Annotated in this window: 13 protein-coding genes; all 13 read left to right on the forward strand. The window is 70.8% G+C overall.

Features of this window, described 5'->3' with window-relative positions:
- Nucleotides 1–77 precede the first annotated feature (77 nt).
- The 13 genes from ACIBJB_RS24620 (at nucleotide 78) to ACIBJB_RS24680 (ending at nucleotide 16,127) form a co-directional block, all read left to right on the forward strand.
- Nucleotides 78–1,418 (forward strand): cation:dicarboxylate symporter family transporter, encoded by a 1,341-nt coding sequence (locus tag ACIBJB_RS24620; protein WP_398933260.1) that lies wholly within the window; start codon nucleotides 78–80, stop codon nucleotides 1,416–1,418.
- 208 nt (nucleotides 1,419–1,626) lie between these two features.
- The gene (locus ACIBJB_RS24625; RefSeq protein WP_398933261.1) at nucleotides 1,627–2,376 is read left to right on the forward strand and encodes an SDR family oxidoreductase; all 750 of its coding nucleotides are present in this window, start codon (nucleotides 1,627–1,629) and stop codon (nucleotides 2,374–2,376) included.
- 141 nt (nucleotides 2,377–2,517) lie between these two features.
- Nucleotides 2,518–3,357, forward strand: coding sequence for a helix-turn-helix transcriptional regulator (locus ACIBJB_RS24630; RefSeq protein ID WP_398933262.1), 840 nt, complete (start codon nucleotides 2,518–2,520; stop codon nucleotides 3,355–3,357).
- Between the two features lie 135 nt (nucleotides 3,358–3,492).
- Complete coding sequence (locus tag ACIBJB_RS24635; RefSeq protein ID WP_398933263.1) at nucleotides 3,493–4,086, forward strand: TetR/AcrR family transcriptional regulator; 594 nt, start codon at nucleotides 3,493–3,495, stop codon at nucleotides 4,084–4,086.
- A 113-nt stretch (nucleotides 4,087–4,199) separates the two neighbouring features.
- A complete protein-coding gene (locus ACIBJB_RS24640) occupies nucleotides 4,200–4,934 on the forward strand; it encodes an NADPH-dependent F420 reductase (RefSeq protein WP_398933264.1) in 735 nt (244 codons plus the stop codon).
- Between the two features lie 59 nt (nucleotides 4,935–4,993).
- Entirely contained in the window at nucleotides 4,994–5,692 is a 699-nt protein-coding gene (locus ACIBJB_RS24645) for a nitroreductase (protein WP_398933266.1), read from the forward strand.
- Between the two features lie 131 nt (nucleotides 5,693–5,823).
- Nucleotides 5,824–6,237 (forward strand): hypothetical protein, encoded by a 414-nt coding sequence (locus tag ACIBJB_RS24650; RefSeq protein ID WP_398933268.1) that lies wholly within the window; start codon nucleotides 5,824–5,826, stop codon nucleotides 6,235–6,237.
- 69 nt (nucleotides 6,238–6,306) lie between these two features.
- On the forward strand, nucleotides 6,307–8,133 hold the full coding sequence (locus tag ACIBJB_RS24655; RefSeq protein ID WP_398933269.1) for a gamma-glutamyltransferase family protein: 1,827 nt from the start codon (nucleotides 6,307–6,309) through the stop codon (nucleotides 8,131–8,133).
- An 87-nt stretch (nucleotides 8,134–8,220) separates the two neighbouring features.
- Entirely contained in the window at nucleotides 8,221–9,066 is an 846-nt protein-coding gene (locus ACIBJB_RS24660; protein WP_398933270.1) for an inositol monophosphatase family protein, read from the forward strand.
- Nucleotides 9,067–9,321: 255 nt separating this feature from the next.
- Nucleotides 9,322–10,734: a phytoene desaturase family protein gene (locus ACIBJB_RS24665; RefSeq protein WP_398933271.1), complete on the forward strand. Its 1,413-nt coding sequence runs from the start codon at nucleotides 9,322–9,324 to the stop codon at nucleotides 10,732–10,734.
- Between the two features lie 57 nt (nucleotides 10,735–10,791).
- Nucleotides 10,792–11,301, forward strand: coding sequence for an O-acetyl-ADP-ribose deacetylase (locus ACIBJB_RS24670; RefSeq protein WP_398933272.1), 510 nt, complete (start codon nucleotides 10,792–10,794; stop codon nucleotides 11,299–11,301).
- 189 nt (nucleotides 11,302–11,490) lie between these two features.
- A complete protein-coding gene (locus ACIBJB_RS24675) occupies nucleotides 11,491–12,051 on the forward strand; it encodes a hypothetical protein (protein ID WP_398933273.1) in 561 nt (186 codons plus the stop codon).
- 218 nt (nucleotides 12,052–12,269) lie between these two features.
- A complete protein-coding gene (locus tag ACIBJB_RS24680) occupies nucleotides 12,270–16,127 on the forward strand; it encodes a glycoside hydrolase family 2 TIM barrel-domain containing protein (RefSeq protein ID WP_398933274.1) in 3,858 nt (1,285 codons plus the stop codon).
- Nucleotides 16,128–16,202: the final 75 nt, after the last annotated feature.

Consider the following 16,202-nt stretch of genomic DNA (forward strand, 5'->3'; position numbering starts at 1 on the left):
GCGCGAGCCGCGTCGCGTCCCCGGCACCCCCCATGGGACATGGCCACACACGATCGTCGTGCAAAGGAGCACCAACGATGACAAGCATCACCGCCGCCGGCCGCCCGCAGCGGTCACGGCTGAGCCGTCTCATACGGGAGCTGTGGTTCCAGGTCGTCCTGGCCGCCGTCCTCGGCATCGCCGTCGGCGTCCTCGCGCCCGGGCTGGGCGAGGACCTGAAGCCGCTCAACGACTGGTTCATCGCGCTGGTCAAGATGATCGTGATCCCGGTCGTCTTCTGCGTGGTCACCACCGGCATCGCCTCCATGGACAACCTGCGCAAGGCCGGCCGGATCGGTGTGAAGGCGATCGGCTACTTCCTGGTGCTGTCCCTGGTGTCCATGCTGATCGGGCTGGTCGTCGCCAACATCTTCCAGCCCGGCTCCGGCCTGCACGTCGACCCCTCGTCACTGAACGCCGACGACGTGCCCAAGACCGCCACCGAGCACGCCACCTTCACCGGCTTCGTCTCCTCCCTCATCCCCGCCTCCCTGCTGGGCGCGATCACCGGGGACGCGATCCTGTCCGCGCTGATGGTCTCGATCGTCTTCGGCGTGGCCCTGAACATGGCGGGCGAAGAAGGGGCACCGCTGACCCGCGGCATCAAGGCGTTGTCGGACGTCGTCTTCCGCATCGTGGGCTGGGTGATGCGGCTCGCGCCCCTGGGCACCTTCGGCGCCCTGGCCACCGTGGTCGCCACCTACGGCGCCGAGAGCCTCAAACAGCTCGCCTACCTCATCATCCTGTTCACCGCGACCTGCGTCATCTACGTCCTGGTCGTCCTCGGCGCCATCATGCGGGCCTGCCGCCTGAGCCTGTTCGGCCTCATCCGCTTCCTCAAGGCCGAACTGCTCGTCGCCCTCAGCACCTGTTCCAGCGAGGCCGTCCTGCCCCAGCTGGTACGCAAGCTGGAGATCCTCGGCATCGGCCGGCCCGTGGTCGGCATCGTCATTCCCTCCGGGTTCTCCTTCAACCTGGACGGTTCCGCGGTCTACCTCACGATGGCCTCCCTCTTCCTGGCCCAGGCCATGGGCATCGACCTGTCCTGGCAGCAGCAACTGATCATGGTCGGCGTCATGATGCTCACCAGCAAGGGCACCGCCGGGATCGCGGGCGGCGCGTTCATCGTCCTGGCCAGCACCGTCACCGCGGTCGGCCACATCCCGCTCGCCGCCCTCTCCCTGATCGTCGGCATCGACCGCATCCTCAACGAGGGCCGCGTCTTCATCAACGTCCTCGGCAACGCCGTAGCCACCATCGTGATCGGCAAGTGGGAGAACGACTTCGACACCGCACAGGCCCACAAAGTCCTGCACTCCCGCACCACCACGCCGCCGCAGACCGAGCGGGACACCGCCGAGGTCGGCGCCGACACGTAGCCGGGCTCGTCGAGTGCGGTCATCCCTCGACGGCATGTACGTCACTCACCGGCGGCAGCGACACCGAACTCCGCTGGGTGGGACCGCTTCACCAGGCAGAGACCGCCGATCCATGGATAAACCTTCCTCTCCCGCCCCTCCTCGGGCGCCCCTACGGTCGAGGGCGCGGGCGCGCACCGGCCCGCCGTACCGAAGGAGCAAGGCCCCCATGAAGATGACCGGCAACACGATCCTGATCACCGGCGGCACCTCGGGCATCGGCCTCGGCCTGGCCCTGCGCCTGCACGAGGCCGGCAACAAGGTGGTCGTCGCCGGCCGGCGCAAGGAACTCCTCGACGAGATCACGGCCGAGCACCCGGGCATCGACGCGCTCGTCCTCGATGTCGCGGACCCCGACTCGATCGCGCGGGCCCGGGAGAGCGTGGCGGCGAGCCACCCGGAGCTGAACGTGCTGCTCAACAACGCCGGCATCATGCAGCTGGAGAACCTCCTCGACCCGGCCGGACTCCAGGTCGCCGAGGATCACGTCGCGACCAATCTGCTCGGCACGATCCGGATGACGTACGCCTTCCTGCCGCTGCTCGCGGGCAAGGACGACGCGGTGGTCATGAACGTCACCTCCGCGCTGGCGTTCGTCCCGTTCCCAGTCACGCCGACGTACAGCGCGACCAAGGCCGCGCTGCACTCGTTCTCCGAGAGCCTGCGCATCCAGCTCGCCGGTGCCGACGCCGGCGTGCAGGTGATCGAGATCGTCCCGCCGGGTGTGCGCACGACCCTGCTCGGCCAGCAGGACAGCGAGCAGTCCATGCCGTTGGACGACTTCCTCACCGAGGTCCTCGATCTGCTGCGTGAGAACCCCGACGCGAAGGAACTGGTCGTCGAACGCGCAAGGTTCATCCGCGACGCGGTGGCCAACGGCTCCTACGACGACGTCCTCGCCATGATCAGCAGCAGCTGACCGACCTGCAAAGCCCACCGTAGGGACAGCGGGTCATGCAGGTCACGTGCCCCTCGGGCCGTCTCGTCGCGAGCGCCCGGCTGCTCAGCCATGGATCGGCGGTCTCTGGATAGCTGGGCGGGATGCGGCGAGGATGGGCGCATGGACAAGAAGGAACTGGCGGAATTCCTGCGCCGTCGGCGTGAGACCTTGCGCCCGCGCGACGTCGGGCTGGTCGAGGGGCCGCGCAGGCGGACGCAGGGGCTGCGCCGCGAGGAGGTCGCCCAGCTCGCCGGCATGTCCACCGACTACTACGCCCGCCTCGAGCAGCAGCGTGCTCCGCAGCCCTCCGTGCAGATCACCGCCGCTCTCGCCCGGGCGCTGCGGCTGTCCCTGGACGAACGCGACCATCTCTTCGTCCTCATCGGCCACAACGCCCCGGCCCGCTTCCACCGCTCCGAACACGTCAGCCCGACGCTGCTGCGGGTCCTGGACCGCCTGGACGACACCCCGGCCCTGGTGCAGACCGACCTGGTCGACACCCTCGCGATGAACCCCCTGGCCGTCGCACTGCTCGGCGACCAGATGCGCCACACGGGTCTGGCCAGTAGCGGCTTCTACCGCTGGTTCATGGACCCGGCGGAGCGTCTGGGGGTCCCCGAGGAGTCCCACGAACGCCACGGCCGCGCCCAGGCGGCACGCCTGCGGGCCGCGCTGACAGCCGGCAGCGACACCCCCCGAGCCGCCCGGATCCTCGCCGAACTCCAGGAACACAGCCCCGAGTTCGTCCGCATGTGGGAACTGCAGGAGGTCGCCCGACGCTACGAGGACTGCAAGACCGTCGTGCATCCCGAACTCGGCCGCATCGATGTCGACGCCCAGCTCCTGTTCACCGAGAACCGCGCCCAGACCCTGGTGGTGCTGACCACCCGCCCCGGCACGGAGAGCCAGAGCAAGCTCGAACTGCTCTCCGTCATAGGGCACCAGCAGCTCACCCGCTGACGTCCCGGCCGCTGTCAGGACCCCGTGGCCGGGCCGCCGGTTTGACCGGATGCCGCCTCCGCTTTACTCTCGAATGCATACGGAGGCGGCGTCCGTTTTGATGCGGCCGCAGGGTGACGACGGGCAGGAGGGCGCATGAGCGCCGGTGCACAGCGCGAACGCAAGCCGCGCGCGGACGTTCAGCGCAACCGCGCGGCCCTTCTGGAGACCGCGCAGCGTCACTTCCTGCGGCACGGGGTAGGCACCTCCCTCGAGGCGGTGGCCAAGGAAGCGGGCGTCGGTCCCGGCACCCTGTACCGGCACTTTCCGACGCGGGAGGCGCTGCTCGCGGCCGTGCTGCAGACCCGCTCCGAGGAGCTCGTGGCCCGCCAGGCGGACATCGAGCAACTCGGCGACGCCGCCGAGGCGTTGGATCAGTGGCTGCGGGCGATGGAGGAGTACTTCAGCGCCTACAGCGGCCTTCCCGAACCGCTCATGGCCGCGGCCCGGGCGCAGGAGCCCGACAGCCCCCTCACCATTCCCTGCGACATCCTCATCACCGCCACCGACCAGTACGTGCGAGCAGCACAGCGCGCGGGACACGTGCGCGCGTCGGTACGGGGATACGACCTGTTCCTCGCGGCCTGTTCGCTTGCCTGGATCAAGGGCAACGGCCCCGACGAGGAGTCGCTCGACCGGCTCCGCGCACTGATCGCGAGCGGCTACCACGAGCGGGACGCCCAGGCGTAACCGCCCTACGCCGCTCGGCCCGGCAACGCCGAACGCCGGGCGGCTCGACCACTTACACCTGTCACCTCGCTCCACCCTCACGGGTGGCAGCACGACCCAGCGAAGGACAAATCATGAAAATCACTGTTATAGGCACCGGCGCCATCGGCGGGAATCTCGCCGTCAAGCTCAGCACGGCCGGTCACGACGTCCAGGTCGCCGACGCCCGCGGCATCGAGGCCGTCCGGGCCGAGGTGCTGGAGTCCGGGGTCCGCGCGGTGGAGCTGGAGGAGTCGGTCCAGGGCCGGGACGTGATCATCCTGGCGATCCCCTTCGGGGTGACGGGACAGCTGGCGGACCTGTTCGCCTCCGTCCCCGCCGAGACGGTGGTCATCGACACCTCGAACTACTACCCGCACCTCAACGGGCAGATCGAGGCGGTGGACCACGGCCAGGTGGAGAGCGTGTACACCGCCGAGCAGCTCGGCCGTCCCGTCGTCAAGGCGTGGAACGCCGCACTGGCCGAGACCCAGCGCACGCGAGGCGTCCCGGCGGGAACCCCCGGCCGTATCGCCCTCCCGGTCGCCGGCGACTCCGACGAGGCGCGGAAGGTGGCCATGAGCCTGGTGGACGACACGGGCTTCGACCCGTACGACGCGGGCTCCCTGGCCGACTCCTGGCGCCAGCAGCCGATGGGCCCCGCCTACTGCACCGAGCTCACCCTCGACGAGCTCCCCGCCGCCCTGGCCGCGGCCGATCCGGTCAAGGACAGGGCTGTCCGCGACAGCATGCTGGAGCGCATGGCCGCCCTCCCGGCCGACCCCACCGTCGACGACATCGTCGAGATGAACCGCGCCGCCCACCGCTGAGCCACTTGACCAACGCGAACACGAAGAGCGCGCTGTCCCCCCAGAGAGGAAGAAGCGCCTTGACCGGCACCGCATCACCCTTCACCGACATCGCCCGCGCGCGACGCTCCCCCCGCCGTTTCCTGGCCACCCCGCTGTCCCCTTCGGTAATCCGTGGCGTACTGGAGGACGCCCAGACCGCCCCCTCGAACAGCAACACCCAGCCGTGGACCGTGCACGTCGTCTCGGGTGCGGCACGGGACACCTTGGCCAAAGAGCTGCTCCGGGCCGAGGAGGAGGGACGGACCTCCCCGGATTTCACCGGCGGCTACGGTGAGGGCATCTACCTCGAGCGGTCGCAGGCCTTCGGGGCGAGGGTGTACCGGGCCCTGGGCGTAGAGCGCTCAGACCGGGACGGCAGGCGGGCGGCGGTCCGCGAGAACCTGGAGTTCTACGGCGCGCCCCATGCCGCCTTCCTGTTCATGCCGGCCCTCGGCGACGGCGTACGGACAGCCGGGGACATCGGCATGTACGCACAGAACTTCCTGCTCTCGCTGGCAGCCCGGGGGATGGCCGGCATCCCGCAGACCATCCTCGGTGTCTACGCCGACACCGTTCGCGAGTTCCTGGACGTTCCCGAGGAGCTGAAGCTGCTGTTCGGCATCTCCTTCGGCATGGCCGATCCGGCGGCGCCGGTCAACGCGGTCGGCAGGGAACGCGTCCCGCTCCAGCAGAGCGTGGTCCTGCACGACACCCCTGGTGTCCTCGACAGGGAGTAGCACGTCCGCCCGTAACAAGTCCGGCACCCGGGCCCCGGAGCGCCGCGGCGGCAGGAGCCCGCACCCACGACGGCTGCTCATCCAGCGCGCCCGGGGCCCGCGTTTCCTCCACCTCGTCCGCAGGAGTAACCATGGCAAGCCGCGGCCAATTCGACGAGCCGCTCACCGCCGACCAGCTCGCCGACGCCGTGCCCAGCCCGCACGACCCGCGCTCCGCCCGCGCCCTCGAAGTGGCCCGGGAAGGCTGGACCCTGCGCGACGTGCTCGCCCACGGCGTCATCGACTACCACCCGGTGGTCGCCGGCACCGCCGCCGACGTGGCCGGCCACATGCAGCAGTGGTTCGAGGCAGGGGCCTGCGACGGCTTCTCGATCGCCGTCGACGGCCACGACGGCTTCGACGCCTTCGTCGACCAGGTCGTCCCGATCCTGCAGGAACGCGGCCTGTTCCACGACGACTACGAAGGCCCCACCCTGCGCGAGAACCTCGGCGCCCACGAGCAGTACGGCCTCGACCCGCGCCTCACGAAGCCGGCCCGGTCATGACTAACCTGCTGGGGGACCGGGCGGAGGAGAGCTCCGACCCGAACTCCCCGAACAGCGAGGTCGGCCCACATGTTCACCACCCGCCCCACCCTCCAGGGCACCTTCGGCATGGTGTCCTCCACGCACTGGCTGGCCTCGCAGTCGGCGATGGCGGTGCTGGAGGACGGCGGCAACGCATACGACGCGGCCGTGGCCGGGGCCTTCGTGCTGCACGTCGTCGAACCGCACCTCAACGGGCCCGCCGGCGAGGTGCCGATCCTGCTCGCGCCCGCAGGTGGGGAGGTGCGGGTGCTGTGCGGGCAGGGCGTCGCGCCCGCCGGGGCGACCGTGGCCCACTACAAGGGGCTGGGCCTGGATCTCGTTCCGGGCACCGGCCCCCTCGCCGCCGCCGTCCCGGGCGCCTTCGACGCCTGGATGCTGCTCCTGCGCGACCACGGCACCAAGTCCCTCGCCGACGTCCTCAAGTACGCCATCGGGTACGCCGAGGACGGGCACGCGCCCGTGGAGAACGTCGGCGCGACCGTCGAGAGCGTACGGGAACTGTTCGAGACGGAGTGGACCTCGTCGGCGGAGGTGTTTCTGCCAGGAGGAGAGGCCCCTCGGCCCGGTGCGCTGTTCCGCAACCCCGCCCTCGCCGCCACCTGGAAACGGCTGATCGACGAGGTGGCCGGGGCGGGCGACCGGGTCGCACAGATCGAGGCGGCGCGTGAGGTGTGGCGCAGCGGATTCATTGCCGAGGCGCTCGTACGACAGGCGCGGCGACCCACCATGGACACCAGCGGCTCGCGGAACACCGGCACGCTCACGGCCGCCGATCTCGCCGGGTGGTCCGCGACCTACGAGGCGCCGGCGACGTACGACTGGAACGGCTGGACCCTGTGCAAGGCCGGCCCCTGGAGCCAGGGCCCGGTCCTCCTCCAGCAACTCGCGCTGCTGCCGCCCGAGTTGCCGCGGTACGGGTCCGTCGAGTACGTCCATCTGCTGGTCGAGGGCTGCAAGCTGGCCATGGCCGACCGGGAGGCCTGGTACGGGGACGCGGCCGACGTGCCGCTCGGTGAGCTGCTGTCGGCGCGGTACAACGCGGGACGGCGTGAGCTCGTCGGCGACAAGGCCTCCCATGAGCTCCGGCCGGGCAGTCCGGGTGGGCGTGTTCCCCGGCTGAGCGCGCACGCGCGCGTGGTCGTCACCGACGAGCCCGGCTTCAGCCCGATGGGCGTGGGCGAGCCGACGGTCGCGAAGAACCCCACGTCTCCCGTGCCGGGGGAGCCCGTGGTCGGCCCCGACGGCACGACCCGGGGCGACACCTGCCATCTCGACGTCGTCGACCGCTGGGGCAACATGGTGGCCGCCACGCCCAGCGGGGGATGGCTCCAGTCCAACCCCGTCGTACCCGAACTGGGTTTCCCGCTGGGCACCCGGCTCCAGATGACCTGGCTGGAGGAGGGGCTGCCCAACTCCCTCACTCCCGGCCGCCGCCCCCGCACCACCCTCACCCCCTCGATCGCCCTGCGCGACGGGGTGCCGGTGCTGGCGTTCGGCACGCCGGGCGGAGACCAGCAGGACCAGTGGCAGCTCCACTTCTTCCTGGCCCTCGCCCTGCGCTCCCCGGTCCGCGGCGGCCTCGACCTCCAAGGCGCGATCGACGCCCCGAACTGGCACAACGACAGCTTCCCGGGGTCGTTCTATCCGCGGGGGATGCGGCCCGGAAGCGTCACGGTGGAGGCGCGGACGGATCCCGGGGTGGTCGAAGGGCTACGGCGGCGGGGCCACGACGTGACGGTGGGGGAGCCGTGGTCGGAGGGGCGGCTGTGCGCGGTGGCGCGGGACCCGGAGACGGGCGTGCTGTCGGCGGGGGCCAATCCCCGGGGCATGCAGGGGTATGCGGTGGGGAGGTGACGGGGCGGATCCCGGTGTTCACGGCGATTCCACTCGCCCGTCCGCGGGCGGGTGGGGATTGTCAGTCCCGCGTGCTCTCATGGAGTCATGATCGAAGACATGGAAACCATCGACGAGTTTCTCGACCGGCACGCGGACGACGTGGAAGAGGCGGTGCGCAAGGCCGCCGCGGCCGAGGTCATGCCGCGCTTCCGGCGGCTCGCCGCGCACGAGGTCGACCAGAAGGCCGGTCCGCACGACCTGGTCACGGACGCCGACCGGCTGGCGGAGCAGTACCTCACCGAGGTGCTCGGCGCCCTCCTGCCCGGCTCCCTCGTCGTCGGTGAGGAGGCGGTCCACGCCAACCCGGCGTCGTACGAGGCGCTGCAGGGCGACACCCCGGTCTGGATAGTCGACCCGGTCGACGGCACCCGGCAGTTCGTGCACGGCGACCCCGGTTTCGGCATGCTGGTCGGGCTGGCCAAGAGCGGTGTTCTGCTCGCTTCCTGGACCTACGCCCCGGCGCGGGACCAACTGGCCACGGCGATACGCGGCCGGGGCGCGTTCCTCGACGGCGAGCGGCTGTACGCCGGCGTCCCCGACCCCGGCCGCGACCTCCAAGTGGCCACCTCCCACCCGGACTACACGACGGAGGAGCAGAAGCGCGGCCTGCTGGGACTGTGGACGGACGGCGTCGCACCGCGCCGGTGCGGCTCGGCCGGCCTGGAGTATCTCGCCATCGCCCGGGGTGAGTTGGACGCGGTGGCGTTCTCCTGGGAGGCGGCGTGGGACCACGCGGCGGGCCTGCTGCTGGTCGAGGAGGCGGGCGGCGCCCATCTGACCCTCACCGGCGAACCGTTCCGCATCAGGGGCGGCAACACCCTCCCCTTCACCGCGGCCCGGGACGCGGCGACGGCCCGGAGGGTGAGGGGGCTGCTGGCGGGCGAGGCCTGACGGCGAGGACCGGGCCGGGGTGGCCGCGTCCGGAGACCGAAAACTCTCGGGTTGCCGTCTCGGCGGCGCGGCGCCGACTTCCCGCCGACCGGCTGTCACCGACCGGCCCCCACCGGCTCCGCTTCTGACCGCACCCCGCCCCGCCCGCGCGCCCCCGACCTCCGCGAATTACCCCCACGCCCCGAGACTGTCGGTCCCCCGGCATATCCTGATCCTCTGGCCATCGGCTGACGAAGGGGTCCGAAGGTGCCGTCGATGCTCGATGCGGTCGTGGTGGGTGCGGGGCCGAACGGACTGACGGCTGCCGTGGAGCTGGCCCGCCGCGGCTTCTCCGTGGCCGTCTTCGAGGCGCGCGGCACCGTGGGCGGGGGGGCCCGCACCGAGGAGCTGACCCTCCCCGGCTTCCTGCACGACCCGTGCTCCGCGGCCCACCCCCTCGGCATCAACTCCCCGGCGTTCCGTGCCCTGCCCCTGGAGCGCTACGGCCTGGAGTGGCTGCATGCCGAGCTGCCCATGGCGCACCCCTTCACCGACGGCACCGCATCCGTGCTGTCGAGGTCGGTCGCCGAGACGGCGTCCTCGTTCGGACCGCGCGACGCGGGGACCTACCGACGGCTCGTCGCGCCGTTCCTGCCCAGGTGGGACACCCTGGCGCGCGACTTCATGTCCCTGCCCGCGACCGCGCTGCCCCGTGACCCGGTCACCCTCGCCCGCTTCGGTCTCGTCGGTCTGCCCCCGTCGACCTGGCTGATGCGCCGGTTCCGCGACGAGCGCGCGAAGACTCTGTTCGCCGGACTCGTCGCGCATGTCATGGCCCCGCTCGGCGGTTTCGCCACCGGCGCCATCGGCCTGGTCTTCGCCCTCGCCGCGCACGCCCGCGGCTGGCCCGTGGCCCGCGGGGGCTCCCAGTCCATCTCCGACGCGCTCGCCGCGTACCTCGAGGACCTCGGCGGCACCGTCCACACCGACTACGAGGTCAAGCGGCTCGACGACCTGCCGCCCGCGCGCGCGTACGTCTTCGACACCTCGCCCACCGCCCTGGCCCGTATCGCCGGCTTCGGCAATTACTACGAGGGCTACCGCTACGGCCCGGGCGTCTTCAAGGTCGACTACGCCCTCGACGGCCCCGTGCCGTGGACCGCGAAGGAGGCGCGTGGCGCGGGCACCGTGCAGATCGGCGCCGACAGCGCGGAGATCGGCACCGCCCTGCGCGCCGCGTCCCGGGAGGGCCGCGCACCCGACAGGCCGTTCATGATCACGGTGCAGCCGAGCGTCGTCGACCCCGGTCGGGCCCCCGCCGGAAAGCACGTGTTCTGGGCCTACGGCCATGTGCCCAGCGGCTGGACCGGCGACCTCACCGACGCCATCGAGCGCCAACTGGAGCGTTTCGCCCCGGGCTTCCGCGACCGCGTCCTCGCTCGCGCCACCGCAGGCCCGCCCGAACTGGCCGCCCGCAACGCCAACTACGTCGGCGGCGACATCGCCTCCGGCGCGGTCAGCGGACTCCAGGTCATGCTGCGCCCCAAGCTCTCCCTGTCCCCGTACAGCACCCCTCATCCGGCCGTCTTCATCTGCTCGTCGGCGACCCCACCGGGACCGGGCGTGCACGGCATGTCGGGCCACAACGCCGCGAAAGCCGTATGGCGGAGGCTGCGACGGCAGATCTGACCGGCAGCAGATCTGACCGGGCTGCCCCCGGCGGGACGTGCTGGAAGAGTGGTGGTCATGACCACCATCAGGCTCGTCCAGGGCGACATCACCCGAGAGAGCGCCGACGCGATCGTCAACGCGGCGAACTCCTCCCTCCTCGGCGGGGGAGGAGTCGACGGCGCCATCCACCGCCGCGGCGGCCCCGCAATCCTGGCGGACTGCCGCAAGCTGCGCGCCGGTCACTACGGCAAGGGGCTCGCCACCGGAAAGGCGGTCGCCACCACCGCGGGCGACCTGGACGCGCGCTGGGTGATCCACACCGTCGGCCCCCGCTACAGCCAGGAGGAGGACCGCTCGGAGCTGCTGGCCTCCTGCTACCGCGAGTCCCTGCGCGTCGCCGACGAACTGGGCGCCCGGACCGTCGCCTTCCCGGCCGTCTCCGCCGGCATCTACGGCTGGCCGATCGACGACGCCGCCCGGATCGCCGTGGAGACCGTACGGGAGACGGAGACCGCGGTCGAGGAGGCCCGGTTCGTGCTGTTCGACGAGAAGGCGTACCAGGCGTTCGCGCGGCAGGTCGACTGAGCTCGCCGGGCTCCTACTCCGACGGCCGAATGGCCGCGCGCGCCGAAAGCGGGGGCGCAGGCGGGGAAAATGACTGGTCAGAGGCGTCTCGACGCGATGCTCGTCCGAGGGCGGGCCCCCGTGACCGGTTGCGAGGCGCGGGGGAGTTTTTCACGGTGGGCCCAAAGAAGTACTTCGAAAGGACCCTGCATGCGCCCCCTCGTCTCCCGCGGCCTCCTCCTGCCGACGCTGGTCTGTACCGCGCTGATCCTCGGCCCGGTCGGCACCGCGGCCGCCGTCGTCGACGCAGGCCGCGGCGCGTCGGACCACGGTGTGGCTCAGGCAGCCACCTGGTACGGCACCGACGACACGGACATCCTGACGCACCGCCTCGACGCACTGGACCGCTCCGCGCACGGCAGCGTCCTCCAGCCGCTCCTGGACGCCGTCACCGACCTCACCGCCCTGGACGGCAGCCACCTCGACGCGAGCGAGGCGGCCGCCCACGCCAAGGCCGTGAAGGCGGCGAACGCCGAGGTCCAGGAACAGCTGCGGAAGCTGAGCGCCACGGACCGGTCCGTGGCGGCGGCCGACCCGGTCTCCGACCTCCTGGCCGCCCTCCAGTCCGCGGTCGACGACCTGCTCACGTCACTGACCTCGCTGGATCTGGGCGGTGTGGTGGGCTCGGTCACCGGACTCCTGGGCTCCGTGGTCGGAGCCGTCACCGGGCTCCTCGGCGGCGGACTGCCCTCCTTGCCGGCCACCGGCTGACACCAGGCATCCCACGGCACCCCCGCGCGAGCGCACGCGGGGGTGCCGCATGTCGTCATGGCCCCAGGACCCCACAAAGTCCGACAGAGTCATTGCCTCGCACGTCTTCGGGATCTAGGTTGAGTCGCATCCTGTGCCTCAAAGTCACCAATAGTGCACAGGAATTGACGCTCCCTCAGTACGTACACCGCACTGTCGTCCCGAGGAAGGTTCCACCGATGCCCCACCCGTATCTGCCTGCCCCCATCAGCCGCCGGCGTCTGCTGGAGTCGGGGGCCGCCGTCCTCGGCGCCCTCGCCCTCTCCTCCGGTCCCCTGGCCGGCCGCGGCCACGCGGCGGAGGGCGCCCCGGAGTGGAACGGCGCCATCGACCTCTTCCGGGTGGGCACCCAGCCCCCGCACACCACCCTCATGCCGTACGCCAACACCGGCCAGGCGCTCGCCGCCGACCGCACCCGCTCGCCGTACCGGCTGAGCCTCGACGGCACGTGGAAGTTCGCCTACGCCGACCGACCCGCCGACCGCGACACCGACTTCTACCGCACCGACGTGGACGACAAGGACTGGGACACCCTTCCCGTCCCTTCGGTATGGCAGGTGCATGGCTACGACTTCCCCATCTACGTCAACATCACCTACCCCTGGTGGGGCCCCAACGGCCTCGGCGAGGAGGCGCAGCCGCCCGCCGCCCCGACCCGCTACAACCCCGTCGGCCAGTACCGGCGCACTTTCACCGTGCCGAAGGACTGGTCGGGACGGCGGACCTTCCTGCACTTCGAGGGCGTCAAGTCCGCGCACTACGTGTGGATCAACGGTGAACTCGTCGGCTACCACGAGGACTCCTTCACGCCCGCCGAGTACGACATCACCCCGCACCTCAAGCCGGGCACGAACCAGATCGCGGTCGAGGTCTACCGCTTCTCCGACGGCGACTGGCTGGAGGACCAGGACATGATCCGGCTGAGCGGCATCTTCCGCTCGGTCTACCTCTACTCCACCCCGGCCGTCCACCTGCGTGACTTCAAGCTGGACACCCCGCTCGGCGACGACTACACCTCCGCCGAACTCTCGGTCACCGCGAGCGTGCGCGACTACGGCGGCGGCAACCAGGGCCGCTACACGGTCGAGACACAGCTGTACGACTCGGGCGGCCACGCGGTCTGGTCCCGCCCCCTCCAGCAGGCCGTCGCGCTCGACGCCGGCGACGAGACGACCGTACAGGCGGCCAAGGCCGTACCCGCCCCGAAGCTGTGGTCGGCCGAACACCCGAACCTCTACACCGCCGTCCTGCGGCTGCGCGACCCCGCGGGCAAGGTGATCGAGACGCTCTCGCACCGCGTCGGCCTGCGGGAGTTCGCCCTCAAGGACGGGCTGATGCGCATCAACGGCAAACCCGTCTCCTTCCGCGGCACCAACCGCCACGAGATGCACCCCGACCGCGGCACCGCGCTCACCCGCGCGGACCTCGTGAAGGACATCACGATCATCAAGCGGATGAACATCAACTCGGTCCGCACCTCGCACTACCCCAACAACCCGCTGTGGCTCGAACTCGCCGACGAGTACGGCCTCTACCTCGCCGACGAGACCAACCTGGAGACCCACGGCATCCGCAACCAGTACCCCGGCAACCACCCCGACTGGAGCGCGGCCTGTGTGGCCCGCGCCCAGAACATGGTCCACCGCGACAAGAACCACGCCTCGGTGGTGATCTGGTCCCTCGGCAACGAGGCGGGCGGCGGCAGCACCTTCGTGAACATGCGCGACTGGATCAAGTCGTACGACACCACGCGCGTCGTCCAGTACGAGGGCGACGACCGGCCCACCATCAGCGACATCCGCTCGGAGATGTACGACAGCCCCGCCACCGTCGAGTCCCGCGCGAAGAACACCAGCGACACCCGGCCGTACGTGATGATCGAGTACTGCCACGCGATGGGGAACTCCAACGGCAACTTCAAGAAGTACTGGGACATCGTCCGCCGCTACCCCGTTCTCCAGGGCGGCTGGATCTGGGACTTCGTCGACCAGTCCCTCAGCGAGCCGGTCCCGGTCCGCCAGTTGCTGACCGAGAGCGGGCCCGGCGCGCTGAAGGGCGAAGTCCTGCCCGCGAGCGCCAGGTTCGACCGCGACCAGGGCGTCTCGGGAGGTACCGTCTTCGCCCGCGACGCCCGCCTCGACCTCACCGGCTCGCTGACCCTGGAGGCCTGGTTCACCCCGAAGGTGACGGGCAATCACCAGCCGATCATCGCCAAGGGCGACACCCAGTACGCCCTCAAACAGTCCGGGAAGTCACTGGAGTTCTTCATCTACGGCGGCGGCCAGTGGGTCACCGCCACCTGGGCGCTCCCGGACGACTGGACGGGTCGGGAACACCACGTCGCCGGTGTCTTCGACGCGGCCACGGGCACGCTGACCCTCCATGTGGACGGCCAGGTCAGGGCGACCAGAAGCACCACGCAGCGGCCGAGCAGCAACACCGCGCCGCTCGCGCTGGCCGTCGATGCCGACAACTCCACAAGGGAGTTCAGCGGCACGATCAGGAAGGCGCGCGTGTACGGCCGAGCCCTGGGCGCCGCCGAACTCGCCTCCGACGGCCGGGGGCCCGGTGATGAGGGGGTGCGGTTCTGGTTCGACGCGGCGACCGTGGGGCTCACCGAGAAGCGGCCCGCCCAGAAGACCTTCTTCGCCTTCGGCGGCGACTGGGGCGACAACCCCAACGACGGCGCCTTCGTCGCGGACGGCATCGTCACCGCCGACCGCGGCCACACCGGCAAGGCCGCCGAGGTCAAGCAGATCTACCAGGCGGTCAACGCGTCCTGGGCCGCGAACGGGTCGGTGACCCTGGTCAACGAGTACCTGTTCACCAACCTCCGGGAGTTCGACGGCACTTGGACCCTCTCCGCCGACGGGAAGGTGGTCCAGCGGGGGAAGCTGACACGGGACCAGCTGAATCTGGCACCGCTGTCGAGCAAGGACATCACCGTCCCGTACAAGCTCCCGAGCGCCCCCGCGCCCGGCACCGAGTACTTCCTCCAACTCTCCTTCACCACCAAGGAGTCCACGCCCTGGGCGAGGGCCGGCTTCGAGGTGGCCAAGCAGCAGCTCGCCGTCGACGCGGACAGTCCGGCGGTGACCCCGGTGCCGCTCGCGAAGGTCCCGGCAGTGACGTACGAGGACGCCTCCGGTCAAGTCACCGTCACGGGCAAGGACTTCTCCGTCACCGTCGACAAGGGCAGCGGGACCATCACGTCGTACAAGGCCCACGGCACCCGCCTGATCACCTCCGGACCCGTGCCCAACTTCTGGCGGGCGCCCACCGACAACGACCACGGCAACGGGCAGCACACCCGCAACCAGACCTGGCGCGACGCCGGCACGAACCGCAAGGTGACCGACGTGAGCGTGCGGGCGCTGCGGGACCGGGCCGTCGAGATCAAGGTCAGCGGCACCCTGCCGACGACGACCGAGTCGGCGTACACCACGACCTACACGGTCTTCGGCAACGGTGAGATCAAGGTCGACAACACCCTGCACCCGGGCGCGAGTTCACTGCCGTACATTCCGGAGGTCGGCACGATCCTGTTCCTGCCGCGCCGCCTGGACCGGCTGCACTACTACGGCCGCGGACCCGAGGAGAACCACTGGGACCGCAACGACGGTACGGACGTGGGCCTCTACTCCGGGACCGTCGCCGAGCAGTGGACGCCGTACATCCGCCCGCAGGAGAACGGCAACAAGACGGATGTGCGCTGGGCGGCACTGACCGGCCATGACGGCGTAGGACTGCTGGTGTCCGGTGAGCCGCTCCTGGAGGTCAACGCCTCGCACTTCACACCCGAGGACCTGTCCAACGGGGCGCGCCACGACTACCAGCTCACCCCGCGCGACGCGGTCGTCCTGCGGGTGAACCACCGGCAGATGGGCGTCGGCGGCGACAACAGCTGGGGCGCCCACACCCACGACGAGTACAAGCTGTTCGCCAACCGGGACTACTCGTACACGTACCGGCTGCGCCCGCTGACGGATGTGGCCCGGGCGACGGCGGCCTCGCGGCGGCCGACGGGCATGGCATAAGTGGCGCGCCGGATGTGCCGGACCAGGCCGTCGGGCACCTGACGGGCTTGTCGTGGCCGGTCGCGCGGTTCCCCG

The sequence above is a fragment of the Streptomyces sp. NPDC050759 genome (assembly GCF_044456945.1).
Taxonomy (GTDB): Bacteria; Actinomycetota; Actinomycetes; order Streptomycetales; family Streptomycetaceae; genus Streptomyces.